Here is a 16,999-nt window from a genome sequence, read left to right on the forward strand (position 1 = left end):
CATAATAAAACGCCTCGATCAATTGTAAATTGAACAAGGCGTTTTCTATGTATTGCAGCGGCAAAAGTCGTGTGTAAGTTTCAGCAATTAAAAAGCTGACTCCGTCTGATTTGAAGTTTCTTCATAGTATAAAATGGATTCTTCCGTAACGCTTTCTAACTTTTCTTTATTGACGCCTACTTCTAATTGTCCTGTGAAAATAGGCTCCCACCAATTCGTTTGTTCATTCATGTTGTTTCCTCCTCAGGATGTAATGGTATTGTTTGACTATTCTATACCCCTAAAGGTTACACTGATAAACACAGGGCATAAAAAAGCCGAAAGGCCATAAAAGGGGAGATTTTTTATGATTTCAATTGGCATCATTGGAACAGGAATTGTTGGTGAACGCATCATCAAACAGCTTCAGCAGGAAAAACAAGTGGAAATAAAAATGGTCTATGACCAGCAGGCAGAACGCCTCGAAGAAATCAGCGAAGCCTATGGAATCCCTGCAGCAAAATCAGTAGAGGACGTGTTGCATTCAGATATCAATTGGGTATATATTGCGACACCGCCCGCCTTTCATTCGGAAATCGCTGAACTGGCAGCCAGTGCGGGCATCAATATCCTCTGCGAAAAACCGTTGGCTCATGACGTGGAAGATGGCGAAGCAATGGTCAAGTCTGTTGCAGACAATCGTGTGCAGACGGCCATGCATTTCCCGCTGATGTATAAACCGGAAATCCGCGAAATGGCCAAGCGCATCAAGAACGGACAGATTGGAAAAGTGGTACGGATCGAGCTCCAGACATTTTTCCCGGATTGGCCGAGGTTGTGGCAACAAAATCCATGGATTGCTTCAAGAAGCCAAGGAGGCTTTGTCCGTGAAGTCTTTCCCCATTATTTTCAATTGATGAACCGTCTTTTCGGTGAGTTGTCGTTTACTTCCCATCACATCACCTATCCGGAAGACGCAGAAAAATGCGAAACGGGATTGATTGCGCATGGCTTGACTCAAGAACAAATTCCGTTCTTGTTGACGGGAATCAGCGGCATCGGCCAACAAGAGAACTTGCAGTTTAAAATATACGGCGAAACTGGAGTTCTGACATTGGAGAATTGGTCGGATCTTTATGAATCAGAAAAAGGCCAAGAGCGGCGATTGATCAGTGGATTTGAAAATGTACCATCACTTTTCACAGAAATGGATAGCCAATCGACTCTTTTGGTTAATTTTGAAGAAGGCCTGGTCATCCAACGCTATATCGATTATTTATTGACTGAATAAGTGTTCATTTTTTGAATTCAAGAACTCCATTGGTATAATGAAAACACTTGAGGGAGGTTGGAAAATGAATTTTACAGCAAATGACGTAGAACAGATGATTGAAGAACAACGTGATTATTACTATACGGGTGCCACAAAATCAACGGACTTTCGGATTGAACAATTGCACCGCTTGAAAAGCGTAATCCAATCCCATGAAACCGACGTAATTGAAGCTTTGAAGAAAGACCTGGGCAAAAGTGAATTTGAAGCCTATGCAACCGAAGTAGGCTTTGTGCTCGACAGCATCGGCAGCATGGCGAAAAATTTGGAAGACTGGATGAAGCCTGAACAAGTCAAGACGCCGATTCATCTTCAGCCGTCGAAAAGCTTTGTCATCCGTGAACCATACGGCTCTGTCCTGATTATCGGTCCTTTCAACTATCCGTTCCAATTGGTGATGGAGCCATTGATCGGGGCTATTATCGGCGGAAACTGTGCAGTGGTCAAGCCATCTGAAGCAACGCCTCATGTGGCGAAAATCATCCGCACCATTATTGAAGAAACGTTTCCTACCTATTACATTCGTGTGGTTGAAGGCGAACGTGAAGAAGTGACGGCGTTGATCCATGCATCATTCGATTATATTTTCTTCACGGGCAGCGTCAATGTCGGGAAAGTCATCATGAAAGCGGCATCGGAACGATTGACTCCCATAACTTTGGAGCTTGGCGGCAAAAGCCCGGCAATTGTAGACCAGACGGCGAACTTGGACCTGGCTGCCAAACGGATTGCCTGGGGCAAACTGATGAATACCGGCCAGACCTGTGTAGCGCCTGATTACATTTGTGTGCATGAATCGGTTAAAGAAGAATTCCTGAAAAAATTAACGAAGACGATACAGAAGTTTTACGGAAAAGATGCGCAGCAAAGCAAAGATTACGGGCGCATTGTCAATACCCAACATTTTGACCGCTTAGCGGAAATTGTGAATAAGGAAGCTGATCACGTCATTTACGGCGGCAAAATGGACCGTGATGATTTGTATATCGAACCGGTTCTTTTGGACAATGTCAATTGGGACAGCCCATCGATGGAAGATGAAATTTTCGGACCGGTTTTGCCGATCATCACATATACGGATCTTCCATTGCTGTTGCGCCAAATCCGTAAATTGCCGAAGCCTTTGTCGGCGTACTTGTTCTCTGAAAACGACCGTGCTGTCCGGTTCTTCCTGGATCAATTGCCATTTGGCGGCGGCTGCATCAACGATACGGTATCGCATGTGGGCAGCTCGTATTTGCCATTCGGCGGCATCGGTACATCGGGAGTTAATTCCTACCACGGAAAATCCAGTTTTGAAACTTTTACACATGCCAAATCGATTCTAAAGAAATCAACTAAATTATCAACAAACCTGGTCTTCCCGCCTTATAAAAACAAAGCGAAGTGGATCAAAACAGTATTGAAATAAGCGGCCTTCGGGTCGCTTATTTCTTTTTTGTCTACTTGCTTGCGCTTTTCGTAGTGTCCAGACTCCAACAGCCAGCCCCTCGAGTCGCTTCAGCCTTCCCGACAATGGCAAAGAACGCCATTACCAGGAAGGCTTCCAGCGCTTGTCGGAGCTAAACGGCTGCTTGCGCTTTTCGTGATATCCAGACTCCAACAGCCAGCCCCTCGAGTCGCTTCAGCCTTCCCGACAATGGCAAAGAACGCCATTACCGGGAAGACTTCCAGCGCTTGTCGGGGCTAAACGGCTGCTTGCACTTTTCTTAAATCTGCTATTATAAGTATCAAGAGGTGATTGCAGTGGCAGAACGCATTTTAATTGTGGAAGATGAGAAAAGCATTGCACGTGTATTGGAATTGGAATTGAAATTTGAAGGATATGAAACAGGGGTTGCCCATACAGGATCAGAAGGATTGATTCAATTTCGGGAACAGGACTGGGATTTGGTGCTGCTCGATTTGATGTTGCCGGAAATTCATGGACTGGATGTCTTAAAACGAATCCGTTCTTCTGATGCAGCGATTCCGGTTATTTTATTGACGGCTAAAAACGATGTGAAAGATAAAGTGGCCGGATTGGATTTAGGGGCAAATGATTATGTCACCAAACCTTTTGAAATAGAAGAATTGTTGGCCCGGATCCGTGCTTGCTTGCGCTTGGTGAATGGCAACGGCAATTCTTCACTCCATCGTTTCCAGGAGCTGGAGATGAATGAAAGCACACGTGACGTCAGACGTAACGGCCGTGCCATCGAATTGACGCCGCGTGAATTTGATCTTTTGCTGTATCTGATTAAAAATCCACAGCAGGTGCTCAGCCGCGAACAAGTGTTGAATGCAGTGTGGGGCTATGATTATTACGGCGACACCAATGTCATCGATGTCTATATCCGTTACTTGCGGAAGAAAGTGGACGCTGGTGAAAACTCGACTTACATCCAGACGGTTCGCGGAGTCGGCTATGTCTTGAAGGAGCAAGGCCATGAAGCTGAAAAATAAAATCCACATTTCCTCCACTTTACTGATGCTGGTTATTTTACTGGTGCTGGCTTTTGTCATTTATTTTTCGTTCAGCCAATTGACGTATTCATCGGAAGTCAATCAACTGCAGTCGGAAACAAACGCTCTTGTGGCGAAGTTCAATGAAACTGAAACCTCAGATCCGAGCAATGTACTACGAGCGTATGTGCCTGTCAACGGACTTGTGAAGGTCACAGTTCCAGAAGGCAAGCAGCCTTCACCTATCCAATCTCCGACAGTGACTGTGAAACTTCCTGCAGAGTTGGAAGGCCAGTCCGGAACAGTGAAAGTGGATGACGAGCGCTTTGCGTATGTAAAAGCGCCGATTATCTGGACAGATGGCCAAGTGGCGGAAGTGACGGTCGCGCAGTCACTGCGGGAAACGACCAATAACTTGAATACGCTTCGTTTAGTTTTGATTGCGGGAACTTTGCTCGCGATGATTCCAGTTGTCATTTCCAGTGTCGTTCTGGGGAAAATCGTGACACAGCCGATCACCAACTTAACGAATACCATGACACGCATCCAGCGCAATGGCCAGTTTGAAAGACTTCCGATAGAAGGGAAGTCTCAGGATGAATTGACACAGATGGGCAATACCTTCAATGAAATGATGAGTCTATTGGAAGAAAACTATTCCAAGCAGGAAGAGTTTGTTTCGAATGCATCGCATGAACTGAAGACACCGCTGACAGTCATCGGAAGTTACGCCAAGCTGCTGCAGCGGCAGGGCATGCAGGATGAAAAAATTGCGGAAGAAAGTGTGGCCGCCATCCGTGCAGAAACCGATCGCATGAAAGCGTTGATCGAGCAATTGCTGCACATTGCCCGCCGAAGCGAATCCCAGGTGGAGTGGACACAGGTGGATGCACTTGACCTATTGGAGCAGACCGTCACTGCCATGAACACTTCCTACGAACGTGAATTCAAGTTGATCACAAGTGAGCAGTCTCTGCCAGTCGTCACCGATATCGCGAAGTTCAAGCAATTGCTGTATATCCTGTTGGACAATGCCCGAAAATACAGCTCGGAAAAAGTAGAAGTGGTGGCCAGAAAGAACGGTGACACCATCATCCAGGTTCGCGACACGGGAATCGGCATTCCAAAAGAAGCTGTGCCCTATGTCTTTGAACGTTTTTACCGAGTGGATAAAGCCAGAAACCGTGAAACTGGCGGGTTTGGTTTAGGGCTCTCGTTAGCGAAGCAACTAGCCGATTCCTTGAAAGTCCGAATCGAGCTGGAAAGCATTGAACAGCTTGGTACGACAGTATCCATCATTTTCTCAGAGAATTTTAATGTTGATGAAGTACACTCGAAGCAGGAGGGATTGTGATGCGAAAATGGATTTTGATGGCGTCAGCGACAATCTTGTTTGGAGTGGGGGTTTTGGCTTTTCTTCTGTTTCCTCGTTCTGGACCTGATATTTCAGCAAAGCAGGCCAATGAAACCGTAATCAGCCTGTACGGGGGGGAAGTGGAACAGACTATAGAAGAAGGTGACGCTTACCGGGTCGAATTCGTGCGGCCGGATGGACGTTATCTAGCTTTGGTCAACCGTCAGAACGGGCAAGTGGAGACCATGGAATTGCTTCATAAAACAGAAGCAGTCAAGGAATTGACGGAACATCAAGCACAGGAAATGGCGTTGAAGAATGCTTCGGGTACGATTGACGGCATCAACTATAACAAAGAGCGCAATGAATACGAGGTCAAGGTAAAGGAAGAAACCCAAGTTTCGACGGTCATCTTATCTGCGGAAACAGGAGAGGTACGGAAAATCAGCCAGGAGCCGATTAAAGCGGCACCGCCTGCAGAAGAACCGGAAGCAGAACCTGAAAGAATCATTACAAGAGACGCCGCGATCAAACTGGCTAAAAAAACATTGACCGGCGAAGTGCAAGAAGCTGAGTTTGTAGAAACTGGAGACGGCGGATATTACTTGGTTGAAATTGAGAATGAACAGACTGACCAAGAAGCAACAATCCAGATTCATGCGATCCGGGGGGATACCATGACCGTTGAGTGGGACGATTGACTCTGAGAACACTATCATGGATTTCTCATCAAATTCTCATAAACCCTTAATCTTCTGCTCAGAACAGAAGGTTATTGTAAGAGTAACAACAAATGAGGAGGAGAAATTACATGAAGAAATTAATTTACATTCCAGTCGCAGCAGGGGTTTTAGCTTTTGGGGGCATCGTTTTAGCTAACTCGGAAACGCCGGCAGCCAATCCGGCAGCCAAAACCGGAACGGTGACCAACGAAGTGCAGAAATCATCAACACCTGAAGAAATGCTCAGCTTTGAAGAAATCTCAGCAAAAGCATTGGAGTTGGCAAATGGACGCATTACTGATATCGAGTTGGACAAAGATGACCGTAAAGCTCATTACGAAGTGGATGTCGACTTTGAAGGGTATGAATATGATTTTGAATTCGACGCCTACACTGGAGAAGTGCTGGAACATAAACGCGAAAAAGACAGAAATGATGATGTAAAGCAATCCAGCACAGCAGTTTCACCGGCAAGCACAAAGACAGCGGACAGCAAATCAGGCAATCAGGCAGTTTCAAACAAAGACTTGATCGGTTCGGATAAAGCGATTGAAGCGGCTTTGGCGGTCGTAAGCGGGACTGTGGAAGGATTTGAACTCGAAACGGATGACGGATTTGCTTATTACGAAATCGAAATCAAAGATGGACGCTCAGAACATGACGTCGACGTCAATGCAAAAGACGGTTCTATCTTGAAAGTCGATTCGGATTTTGATGATGATGACAACGATGACGACTGGGATTGATTACAGCATGCATCTGAATAACAGGCTGGAATAGAAAAGACAGGAAGGGGAATCGATCCCTTCCTGTTTTTGTTTAAATCGTTTTTATAGGCAAAAGAATTGTGGCGGTTGTTCCGACGCCTTCTTTACTTGAAATCGTCAAGGAACCTTTGTGTTCTTGGATAATCTTTTGGGAAACAATCAATCCGAGGCCAGTACCACTGGCTTTAGTGGTGTAAAAAGGTTCGAAAACTTCTTCCAGATCCTGTTCAGCAATCCCAATCCCCGAATCTTTGAACCTGATGGAAAACATGGAATCAGCTTCGGCTTGCAGTGAAATCTCGATTTCGCCAGGCTGTTCCATCGATTCCACAGCATTTTTCAATAAATTGATAAAGACCTGTTTTAAATGATGTTCTTCCCCATTGATCTGGAAATCCTTGTCCCATTCCGTCTTCAAAATGATGCCGTTCAGATTGAGCTCTGAACTGAAGAGCAGCAAAATATCATTCAGTGTTTGCTGAACGCTGAAAATCTTCAATGTGGCAGCTTGAGGTTTAGCGAGAACTAAAAATTCACTGATGATCAAATTGATCCTGTCTATTTCAGATAGAATCAATGCTGTATATTCAGGAAAGAGATGCTTGGGATCCTGATGCATCATTTGGACAAATCCGGAGACGACGGTCATGGGATTCCTGATTTCATGAGCCACCCCTGCAGCAATTTCTCCAGCAAGCTTGAGTTTTTCAGATTGCAATATCAGCTTTTCAGATTCCTTTTGGTAGCTGATGTCACGGGAAATGATCGAAGTAGCAATCACCTCATTGGAATCATCAAAGATAGGCGACAGCGTGACCTGTGCATGAAAGCGGCTGCCGTCTTTTCGGACATCTATCGTTTCCAATAAAGAATAGCTTTGGCCCTGTTGGACTTCCCTGGTACGGATTTCCGCTTCTTTTTTCATATCCGCTGGGTAAAGCGGCAAGGTTTTGCCGATGCATTCTTCCGAAGGCCATCCGTATAGTTCTTCAAAAGCGGGATTGACAGCAATGATTTTATTAGTTGAATCAAAAACAGCAATCGCATCTTTGGCATTCTCGAAAAACAAATGCAGGTAGCCTTCTTTTGACAACAGCGCCTTTTCCATCGATGCATTTTTTGATTCCAACTGTTTTAGGTAATGGCTGAAATAGATGCTGTCGAGCAAAGTAATCGACAGAATTGCGATGAAGAACATGATCATCGATAGTTGGTTGTAGGGCAGCGGTGCTCTTACGGCAAAGCGGTCAAAAACAGTCAAAAGCAGCATGAATTCTGCAGATGTGAGCAGTGCCAAGATAACGATCGGCTTTGTGTCGTTATATAAGGCGGAGGCAATGATTGGCACCACAAAAAAAATAAGGGTGATGGAAGACAAAGATTCGAAGTTCAAGATGAATACATATAAGTTCATAGCTAAAAGAACCATGAATTGAAGCGTACGATCGTTTACTTGGGCAACAGCCAGGCTTAACAATACGGAATATGAAATAATGCCGAATATGAGGGAGACGGTGGCTGTGTTCATTTCCACTAATTGGTTAAGCAGAAAATGGAAAATACTCGCAAATCCGTACAAGTGGATAAATAACTGGTTTCTTCTGTGTTTGATGACATTGCTTTCCATTGGACACCTCGAGGTTTATGCTTATAAACTATAGTATGTTGAACTATTCTTTCCGGTTTTCCGGCAAACAAACCGGAAGCGGAAAATGGCAGGCAAAAGTTCATTTTTTTGATTCAACTTATACCATGATACTATAAGACAGGACTGTCCGAACAACTTTGATTTTGATATGATTAAAAGATCGAGGAGTGATGAAGGTGACTTATCAATGGAACCAAAACGAAACGATCAATTTATTAAAAGAGTTAGTGGAAATTCCAAGTCCATCCGGCTATACCATGGACGTCATGGCAAAAATCCGAACGTTATTTGAACAATGGAATGTCGAGTACAAGACCACCCATAAAGGTGCGGTAATCGCGACGATCCAAGGAGAAAATAATCAGCAACATCGGTTGCTGACGGCGCATGTCGATACACTCGGTGCGATGGTGAAGGAAATCAAACCCAGTGGCCGCCTGAAGCTGTCATTGGTGGGCGGATTTAAATTCAATGCGATTGAAGGCGAAAATTGCCTGGTACATAAAGCGGACGGTTCAACCGTATCCGGAACGATCCTGCTGCATCAGACGACGGTCCATGTCTACAAGGACGCGGGATCAGCTGAGCGGAATGCAGACAACATGGAAGTGCGCTTGGATGAAAAAGCCTTTTCACAGGAGCAGGTCAGGAACCTTGGAATTGAAGTGGGAGATTTTGTTTCTTTCCAGCCAAGGTTTGAAGCGACTGCTTCTGGCTACATCAAATCCCGTCATTTGGATGACAAGGCAAGCACGGCTTTGCTGCTTCAATTGGTGAAACATTTCAGTGAAACGCAAGAAAAGCTGCCTTATACGACCCATTTTTATATTTCAAACAATGAAGAAATCGGCTACGGCGGAAATTCCAGCATTCCTGAAGAAACACAGGAGTATATTGCAGTTGATATGGGTGCTATTGGAGACGGACAGGAATCAGATGAATACACTGTATCGATCTGTGCGAAAGATTCAAGCGGCCCGTATCATTACGGATTGACCCGCCACTTGATTTCCTTGGCGAAAGAGCAGAGCATTGATTACAAAGTCGACATCTACCCTTATTATGGATCGGATGCATCGGCGGCCATCAGTGCCGGCCACGACGTGAAGCATGCTTTGTTCGGTCCTGGGATCGAAGCTTCCCATTCATATGAGCGCACCCATACAGATTCATTAAAAGCGGCGGCAGCATTGCTTCACGCATATGTCTTGTCACCATTGGTTTCATAAGAGTTAGGAGAGGATTTACATGAACAGCAAAGAATTACTTGCGGCAATCCCATATAAGCAGATTAAAGGTGAGTTGCCTGAAAAAATTAAGTATTTAACCATCGATTCACGGGATATCCAACCGGATTCCTTGTTCATTTGTATAGCAGGATATACGGTGGACGGCCATGATTTTGCACAACGGGCTGCCGACCAAGGGGCAACCGTGATTATTGCTGAAAAGCCATTGACGATCGATAATGCGACAGTGATCACAGTGGCCAGTACTTCGCGGATATTGGGGCTATTAGCCGCTAAGTTTTACGACTATCCCTCTAAGCTTTTGCATATGATCGGCGTCACTGGCACTAACGGCAAAACCAGTGTGGCAGGCATTCTGCATTCCATGTTGATGGAGCTGGGCGAAAAGTCAGCATTGACCGGGACAATCGGCTTCAATTTAAATGGCCAACTGCATCCATCAGCCAATACGACAAACGATGTCTTGACGACCCAGCAGATGATTGCACGCGCACGCGATGAAGATTGTTCACACATGACGATGGAAGTTTCTTCGCATGGATTGATACTCGGCCGATTGGCTGGCGTGGAATTCGACACGGCCATTTTCACCAACTTGACACATGATCACTTGGATTTCCACGGCACGATGGAAGCATACGGCCACGCCAAAGCGCTATTGTTTTCTCAGCTTGGCCAGGACCTTGCCAACCGGAAGCAGGCCATCTTAAATGCAGATGATCCATGGTCTTATGAAATCGCCAAAATGACACCGCATCCTGTCTATACATTCGGCATTAAGAACGAAGCGCAATTCCGGGCAACAGATATTGAATTGACGCATGAAGGGACCCGCTTCACTCTTGAATGTTCTGAAGGGAAGTTCCCGGTCCAGATGAAATTGCTGGGAGAGTTCAACGTTTCCAATGCGCTGGCAGCAATTGCTGCATTATACGCTGAAGGCTATAAGTTGGATGAAATCCTTAAAGCTTTGGCGGCAATTGCGCCTGTCGAAGGACGTATGCAGAAAGTGGAACTGGAAGCACCGATTTCAGTCTTCATTGATTATGCACATACACCGGATGCCATCGAAAAAGCGATTGATGCTGTTCAAGACTTCAAAAAGAACCGCATCATCTTCCTGGTCGGAACCGGAGGCAACCGGGATAAGACAAAACGTCCTATTATGGCTGAAAAAGCATCGGTTGCCGATTATGTCGTCTTGACGACAGACGATCCTCGCGATGAGGCATATGACAGCATTTTGGGCGACTTGGAAACCGGTATGACGCACAGCAATTTTGCTTGCATCGGCGACAGAGAACAAGCTGTCCGCCATGCTGTGCAACAAGCTGAGCCAGGCGACATCATTATTTTTGCCGGCAAAGGACATGAAGATTACCAAATTATCGGCAATACCAAATATCCACATAGCGATAAAGAAATTGCGATACAGGAAGCAATGAAAAAGTTTCAATGAAAAAGGAGCCTCTTCAGGCTTCTTTTTTCTATGTACAGTAAAATTCCTTGTTTTTTTCAGTCGCGTTCTCTAATATGAAGAGAGTAGATTAAAGGAGCGTATAAACATGCCAGACCAATTAAAGAATGAAATTCAAAATAGAAGAACCTTCGCCATCATTTCCCACCCGGATGCCGGAAAAACGACTTTAACGGAAAAACTGCTGTTATTCGGCGGTGCGATCCGTGATGCAGGAACCGTTAAAGGAAAGAAAAGCGGCAAGTTCGCTACATCCGACTGGATGGAAATTGAAAAACAACGGGGGATTTCTGTAACATCTTCCGTGATGCAATTCGATTATGCCGGACACCGTGTCAATATTCTGGATACTCCTGGACACCAGGATTTCAGTGAAGATACGTATCGCACATTGATGGCCGTCGACAGTGCCGTCATGATCATCGATGTGGCCAAAGGGATTGAAGCCCAGACCGTCAAATTGTTCAAAGTCTGCAAAATGCGCGGTATTCCCATTTTCACCTTCATCAACAAAATGGACCGCCAAGGGAAAGAACCGCTCGAACTGATGGAAGAGCTGGAAGAAGTACTTGGTATCCAATCCTATGCGATGAACTGGCCGATCGGTATGGGGAAAGAATTCCTCGGGATTTATGATCGCTACAATAAGCGCATCGAGCCGTTCCGTTCTGAAGGAGAGCGTTTCCTGAAGCTGGATGAAGAAGGCAAATTGATGGAAGAACATGAAATGACCAAAACGTCTTATTACACTCAAGCGATGGAAGACATCGAATTACTGGATGAAGCGGGCAATGACTTTTCGATTGACCGAGTGAAAAAAGGTGAATTGACGCCAGTATTCTTCGGCAGTGCTTTAGGAAACTTCGGGGTGCAGACTTTCCTGGAAACGTATCTGCAGTTTGCCCCTTCACCACAGCCGCGTGAAACGCGAGATAACGAAGAAATCAATCCGGTCGATATGCCGTTTTCTGGATTTATCTTTAAAATCCAAGCCAATATGAATCCAGCTCACCGTGACCGTATCGCTTTCGTGCGCATCGTGTCCGGTAAATTCGAACGGGGAATGAACGTTACGCTGGCACGGACAGGAAAAAGCATCAAATTATCACAAACCACTCAATTCCTGGCGGATGATCGGGAAATGGTCAACGAAGCCGTTGCAGGAGACATTATCGGTCTTCACGATGTCGGGAATTACCAGATTGGGGATACCATTACGAGCGGCAAGAAGTTCCAATTCGAAAGCTTGCCACAGTTTACACCGGAACTGTTCATGAAAGTAACCGCCAAAAACGTCATGAAACAAAAGCATTTCCATAAAGGGATTCTTCAGCTTGTACAAGAAGGAGCCATTCAATATTACAAAACCCTTCACTTGGAGGAAGTTATTCTTGGGGCAGTCGGACAGCTTCAGTTCGAAGTGTTTGAACATCGGATGAAAAACGAATACAACGTGGATGTACGGATGGAACCGGTCGGTTCGAAAATCGCACGTTGGATCGAAAATGAAGAAGATGTTAAAGAATCGATGTCCAGTGGACGTTCGATGCTGGTTCGCGACCGTTTCGATAATTATGTTTTCTTATTCGAGAATGAGTTCGCAACACGTTGGTTCCAAGACAAAAATCCGGGAATTCGATTGTACAGCCTTCTGTAAAAATGAAACCTGCTTCGGCAGGTTTTTTTATTTTTATTGTTAAAAGTGGCAGATAAGTGAACACTGTCTTTATAATTTGCGGTTGTAAGCGTTTTTTCTTATGATTAAGAAACACGGATAAGAGAGGGTTTGAAGAAATGAAACTAAGCGATTTTTCGATTAAAAGACCTGTTTTCACCTTAGTCATTATGTTTTTGATCATTATTCTGGGAGTGGTATCTTTTACCCGGATTCCAATTACTTTAATACCTGAACTTAATCCGCCGATTGGCGTGGTAGTGACTAATTACCCAGGGGCAAGCCCTACAGAAGTAAGTGAAAAAGTCACAAAGCCATTAGAGGCGAATTTATCAACTTTGCCAGGCATCAAATCAATTCAATCAAATAGCCAGGAAGGATCTAATTTTATCCTGTTGGAATTTGATTGGTCCACCAATATCGATGATGTCCAAACAGATATCATGCAGCGAATCGATCAAACGCCGATTCCAGACGATTCAAACGATCCGCGTTTTTTGAAGTTCGACCCTTCTCAATTCCCGATCCTTCAATTGTCTTTGCGTTCGAGCGATCCGGATGCTGATGTGCGAGTAGTTGCGGAAGAGCTGGAAACAGAGCTTCGCCAGACGGACGGCGTAGCCAGCGTCAACATTTCAGGTTCTTTAATAGAAGAAATTCAAATCGAATTGGATCAGGCAGAGCTTGAAGAACGAGGTCTGCAGCAATCGGATGTTGTCCAGCTGATTCAGGCAAACAATATTTCGTTGCCAGGAGAACCGATTGAAACTGAAGACGGCCGTAATTTGACTACACGCATCATCAGTACGTTGACCAGTGTTGAGGAAATACGTGACCTGATTTTAACTATTGATCCAATTGACGGCAACAATGTCACCATTGCGGATGTTGCTGAAGTGAATGTCAGCGAACGTGAGAGCAATAGTGAAACGCGCGCGAATGAAGAGCCGGCTGTCCTATTGTCTGCTTTGCAGGAATCGCAGGCGAATACGGCGGAGGTATCAGATGCCTTCCAGGAAAGATTGGACGAATTGCTGAGTGAAGAGCGTTTTGAAGGCGTTCAGGCAGATGTACTGTTTGATCAGGGCGACTATGTCAAATTGGCCATTGGAAATATTGGCCAGACACTGATTCTGGGCGGAATATTTGCCATGCTGGTACTGTTCTTTTTCCTTCGTGGCATCAAGAGTCCAATTATTATTGGTGTCGCAATCCCGTACTCAGTTATCGTAACTTTTGTTTTAATGTTTTTTGCGGATTTTGCTTTGAACATTTTGACTCTGGGTGCGTTGGCTCTCGGAATTGGGATGTTAGTGGATAATGCCATTGTTGTGATCGAAAATATTGAACGGCATTTAGCGATGGGCAAGAACTCCAAAAAGGCTGCTTCTGAAGGCGCCAGAGAAGTTTCAGGTGCGATCATTGCTTCTACTCTGACGACAGTGGCAGTATTTATTCCAGTCATATTCATTTCAGGTTTGATTGGGGAAATTTTCTTTGAATTTGCTTTAACGATTTCTTTCAGTCTTTTTGCTTCTTTAGCTGTTGCGTTAACAGTCATTCCGATGATGGCTTCAAGAATGCTTGGGAAACCAGGCGATAAGCCGAAAGTACAAAAAGACACATCCAAAAGCGTCAAAGCATTCGAAGGTTCGGTTATTTGGGCTCTTCGCCATAGAATCATCGTACTGCTTACAGCGCTGGTCTTGTTGGTAGTTGGTGCTTTCGGAATTATGCAAGTTGGCACCGAATTTATTCCAGCAACGGATGAAGGTTTTGTCAGTGTCTCTGTTGAGCTGGAGAATGGTTCTTCCAGAACGGCGACCGACGAAGTCGTCAATCTGATAGAAGAAGAATTGAAAGATGAAGAGGATGTCGAAGTATACGTCAGTTTGATCGGCTCGACACAGCAAGGACAGGCCCAAGGTTCAGCAGAATCGAATACAGCTGAAATTTATGTGAAGCTGGTGGACTTGGCGGATCGTGACCGTTCTGTCTTTGAATTTGTGGATGAAGTGCAGCCGCGGGTTCTCGAGGCTGTAGGAGAACGGGCACTGGTCAACTTTAATCTGCAGACAGCTGCAGGTTCTTCACCGAATACATTGTCGTTTACAGTGACGGATACAGAACGGCCTCGCTTGGATGATGCAGTGGCTGATATTGAAGCTGCTTTACTGGATTTGCCGGAAATTACGGAGTTGACAAATGACCGTCAGGAAACCATCGATGAAATCCAGATGACCATCGACCGTGATGCCGCGACTGAATATGGATTGCCGCCGGCTCAAATCGCTCAATCCGTCAATAACATCACGCGTGGCGTTTTAGCTACACAAGTACTGACGGAAAATGATGAAGTGCTGAGTGTATATGTCGCTTTTGATGAAGAGGAAAGAAACAGCCTTGAAAAGCTGCGGACTTTATCCCTACGGACACCTTCAGGCGAATTTGTCGAGCTGCAGGAATTGGCTGATATTGAAGTTGCTCAAGGTCCGGTCAGCATTCAACGGGTGGATCAAGCAGACAGCGTAACTTTTACATTGCAACATCAATCGAGCATTACTTTAGGGGATATGTCCGATAAAGTGGATGCCGCCATTGAAGAATTGAATCTGGAAGAAAATACGATGATTTCGTTTGGTGGAGACCGGGAGCTGCTGGACAACTCCATCAATGACATGATGCTTGCTGTCGTGCTTGCCATTGTGCTGGTCTACATTGTGATGGCTGCGCAATTTGAGTCCTTTAAGTACCCGCTGGTCATCATGTTCACTGTTCCACTCATGGCAATTGGTGTGGCAATTGCGCTCTTTGTCACACAAACGCCGATCAGTATAACAGCTGTTATCGGGATACTGGTTCTGGTAGGGATCGTGGTCAACAACGGGATTGTCCTGGTTGACTACATCAATCAACGCAAAGCGGCAGGCATGCAGTCTTACGAGGCTATCGTAACTTCTGTCCATGATCGCCGCCGTCCGATTCTAATGACTGCTTTGACCACCATTCTAGGGTTATTGCCTTTAGCTATCGGAATTGGTGAAGGAACTGAAATCAATCAGCCGATGGGAATTACGGTTATCGGGGGGCTTATCAGTTCAACTTTGCTGTCGCTCTACATCGTGCCAATCGTTTATAGCTTGTTTGACAGACAAACAAGAAGAATGAATAAAAAGTAAGCCTTCGGGTTTACTTTTTCTTTTTAATGAAAATTATTGGAAAATTTAGTATGATTATTAAAAAAGGGGTATGAAGCTATGAATGAAGTGGTCTTTACAGGATTTCCAGGATTTATTGCCAGCCAGTTGATACAAAAGCATGCACAGCAAAACGAGGCGATTTCTGCCATTATTCTTCCATCCGAACGCAACAAAGCTGAAAAAGAAGCCAGCCGAATTGAAAAAGAAACACAGTGCCGGCCGATCAAACTGATTGAAGGAGATATCACCCAACCCGATTTGGGAATTGCTGACGAGGATCAGGCATATCTCAAGGCGAAAGAAGTCACTTTCTGGCATCTTGCTGCTATTTACGATTTGGCGGTGCCGAGAGACCTGGCATGGAAAGTCAATGTGGAAGGAACACGCCAAGTCAACGAGTTCGTTGCTGAATTGCCACATCTGAAGCGATATGTCTACTTTAGTACGGCCTATGTGGCAGGAAATCGGGAAGGGACAATTTATGAAAATGAATTGCTCCGTCCGGAAGCTTTCAAAAACTTCTATGAAGAAACAAAATTTGAAGCGGAACTGCTGGTCGAAAAAATGAAGGCTTTAATGCCGATTACCATTATCCGGCCAGGAATTGTGCGTGGCCATTCAGTTACAGGAGAAACCATTAAATTTGATGGCCCTTATTTTTTCCTGAATTTGATTGATCGGGTTAAGTTCCTTCCTGCTATTCCATTCGTTGGTCGTTCTAAATCCTATATTAATGTAGTACCGGTTGATTACATATTGGATGCCTCAATTTATTTAAGCAAGCTAGATGCGGCTTCGGGCCAAACTGTCCACCTGACAGATCCAAATCCACATCCGGTGGAAGAAGTTTACCGCGGAATGGTCCATTTGATGACAGGGAAAAATCCGAAAGGGCGTTTGCCGCATAAGCTTGCAGAAATATCTTTATCCATAGCACCCGTAAGAAAAGGGCTGGGCGTCGAAATTGAAACCTTGGATTACTTGACATGGACCGCTGACTTCGACACCCAAAATGCAGAACTTCTGTTAAAAGGGAGCAGCATCAGATGTGCCGATTTTTTGGAAACAATGCCGGCAATGGTGGAGTTTTACAATATGCATAAAAATGACAAAAAGTTTCAGATCCCTATTCATTAAACTTTCCCTTGG

General features: G+C 44.9%; 13 protein-coding genes. 11 read left to right on the forward strand and 2 right to left on the reverse strand.

Annotation, left to right across the window (positions count from 1 at the left end; genetic code table 11):
* Nucleotides 1-87: 87 nt before the first annotated feature.
* Nucleotides 88-231 (reverse strand): hypothetical protein, encoded by a 144-nt coding sequence (locus QMA04_RS05635; protein WP_191713897.1) that lies wholly within the window; start codon nucleotides 229-231, stop codon nucleotides 88-90.
* Nucleotides 232-346: 115 nt separating this feature from the next.
* On the opposite strand from QMA04_RS05635, the gene QMA04_RS05640 reads away from it, so the two are divergent.
* From QMA04_RS05640 to QMA04_RS05665, 6 genes are all read left to right on the forward strand, one after another.
* A complete protein-coding gene (locus QMA04_RS05640) occupies nucleotides 347-1,270 on the forward strand; it encodes a Gfo/Idh/MocA family protein (RefSeq protein ID WP_191713898.1) in 924 nt (307 codons plus the stop codon).
* A gap of 64 nt (nucleotides 1,271-1,334) precedes the next feature.
* Complete coding sequence (locus QMA04_RS05645; RefSeq protein WP_290184461.1) at nucleotides 1,335-2,723, forward strand: aldehyde dehydrogenase; 1,389 nt, start codon at nucleotides 1,335-1,337, stop codon at nucleotides 2,721-2,723.
* Between the two features lie 335 nt (nucleotides 2,724-3,058).
* Nucleotides 3,059-3,757 (forward strand): response regulator transcription factor, encoded by a 699-nt coding sequence (locus tag QMA04_RS05650; protein ID WP_290184463.1) that lies wholly within the window; start codon nucleotides 3,059-3,061, stop codon nucleotides 3,755-3,757.
* Nucleotides 3,741-5,111 carry a sensor histidine kinase gene (locus QMA04_RS05655; RefSeq protein WP_290184465.1) on the forward strand — a complete coding sequence of 457 codons (1,371 nt, stop codon included), beginning with the start codon at nucleotides 3,741-3,743 and terminating at the stop codon, nucleotides 5,109-5,111. Before QMA04_RS05650 ends, QMA04_RS05655 begins: the two co-directional genes overlap by 17 nt.
* Nucleotides 5,111-5,812 (forward strand): PepSY domain-containing protein, encoded by a 702-nt coding sequence (locus QMA04_RS05660; RefSeq protein WP_290184467.1) that lies wholly within the window; start codon nucleotides 5,111-5,113, stop codon nucleotides 5,810-5,812. Before QMA04_RS05655 ends, QMA04_RS05660 begins: the two co-directional genes overlap by 1 nt.
* 110 nt (nucleotides 5,813-5,922) lie before the next feature.
* Nucleotides 5,923-6,579: a PepSY domain-containing protein gene (locus QMA04_RS05665; protein WP_290184469.1), complete on the forward strand. Its 657-nt coding sequence runs from the start codon at nucleotides 5,923-5,925 to the stop codon at nucleotides 6,577-6,579.
* A 73-nt stretch (nucleotides 6,580-6,652) separates the two neighbouring features.
* Here QMA04_RS05665 and QMA04_RS05670 read toward each other — a convergent pair whose 3' ends face one another.
* Nucleotides 6,653-8,227, reverse strand: a complete 1,575-nt coding sequence (locus tag QMA04_RS05670; RefSeq protein ID WP_290184471.1) for an ATP-binding protein — start codon at nucleotides 8,225-8,227, stop codon at nucleotides 6,653-6,655.
* A 191-nt stretch (nucleotides 8,228-8,418) separates the two neighbouring features.
* Between QMA04_RS05670 and QMA04_RS05675 the strand changes: the two genes are divergently transcribed.
* The 5 genes from QMA04_RS05675 to QMA04_RS05695 all read left to right on the forward strand — a co-directional run bounded on the left by QMA04_RS05675 (nucleotide 8,419) and on the right by QMA04_RS05695 (nucleotide 16,987).
* Entirely contained in the window at nucleotides 8,419-9,477 is a 1,059-nt protein-coding gene (locus tag QMA04_RS05675) for a M42 family metallopeptidase (RefSeq protein ID WP_191713905.1), read from the forward strand.
* 19 nt (nucleotides 9,478-9,496) lie between these two features.
* Nucleotides 9,497-10,957 carry a UDP-N-acetylmuramoyl-L-alanyl-D-glutamate--2,6-diaminopimelate ligase gene (locus QMA04_RS05680; RefSeq protein ID WP_191713906.1) on the forward strand — a complete coding sequence of 487 codons (1,461 nt, stop codon included), beginning with the start codon at nucleotides 9,497-9,499 and terminating at the stop codon, nucleotides 10,955-10,957.
* A gap of 106 nt (nucleotides 10,958-11,063) precedes the next feature.
* Nucleotides 11,064-12,632, forward strand: a complete 1,569-nt coding sequence (locus QMA04_RS05685; RefSeq protein ID WP_191713907.1) for a peptide chain release factor 3 — start codon at nucleotides 11,064-11,066, stop codon at nucleotides 12,630-12,632.
* A 137-nt stretch (nucleotides 12,633-12,769) separates the two neighbouring features.
* Nucleotides 12,770-15,829, forward strand: a complete 3,060-nt coding sequence (locus tag QMA04_RS05690) for an efflux RND transporter permease subunit (protein WP_191713908.1) — start codon at nucleotides 12,770-12,772, stop codon at nucleotides 15,827-15,829.
* Between the two features lie 78 nt (nucleotides 15,830-15,907).
* Nucleotides 15,908-16,987: an SDR family oxidoreductase gene (locus tag QMA04_RS05695; protein WP_290184475.1), complete on the forward strand. Its 1,080-nt coding sequence runs from the start codon at nucleotides 15,908-15,910 to the stop codon at nucleotides 16,985-16,987.
* The last annotated feature ends 12 nt before the right edge of the window (nucleotides 16,988-16,999 follow it).

The sequence above is a fragment of the Planococcus sp. APC 3900 genome (assembly GCF_030407735.1).
GTDB lineage: Bacteria > Bacillota > Bacilli > Bacillales_A > Planococcaceae > Planococcus > Planococcus notacanthi.

Coding starts and splice junctions, on each gene's coding strand:
- QMA04_RS05670 (WP_290184471.1), bottom strand. CDS start 8,227: ATGGAAAGCAATGTCATCAAACACAGAAGAAACCAGTTATTTATCCAC.
- QMA04_RS05645 (WP_290184461.1), top strand. CDS start 1,335: ATGAATTTTACAGCAAATGACGTAGAACAGATGATTGAAGAACAACGT.
- QMA04_RS05675 (WP_191713905.1), top strand. CDS start 8,419: ATGAAGGTGACTTATCAATGGAACCAAAACGAAACGATCAATTTATTA.
- QMA04_RS05655 (WP_290184465.1), top strand. CDS start 3,741: ATGAAGCTGAAAAATAAAATCCACATTTCCTCCACTTTACTGATGCTG.
- QMA04_RS05690 (WP_191713908.1), top strand. CDS start 12,770: ATGAAACTAAGCGATTTTTCGATTAAAAGACCTGTTTTCACCTTAGTC.
- QMA04_RS05635 (WP_191713897.1), bottom strand. CDS start 231: ATGAATGAACAAACGAATTGGTGGGAGCCTATTTTCACAGGACAATTA.
- QMA04_RS05680 (WP_191713906.1), top strand. CDS start 9,497: ATGAACAGCAAAGAATTACTTGCGGCAATCCCATATAAGCAGATTAAA.
- QMA04_RS05695 (WP_290184475.1), top strand. CDS start 15,908: ATGAATGAAGTGGTCTTTACAGGATTTCCAGGATTTATTGCCAGCCAG.
- QMA04_RS05685 (WP_191713907.1), top strand. CDS start 11,064: ATGCCAGACCAATTAAAGAATGAAATTCAAAATAGAAGAACCTTCGCC.
- QMA04_RS05665 (WP_290184469.1), top strand. CDS start 5,923: ATGAAGAAATTAATTTACATTCCAGTCGCAGCAGGGGTTTTAGCTTTT.
- QMA04_RS05660 (WP_290184467.1), top strand. CDS start 5,111: ATGCGAAAATGGATTTTGATGGCGTCAGCGACAATCTTGTTTGGAGTG.
- QMA04_RS05640 (WP_191713898.1), top strand. CDS start 347: ATGATTTCAATTGGCATCATTGGAACAGGAATTGTTGGTGAACGCATC.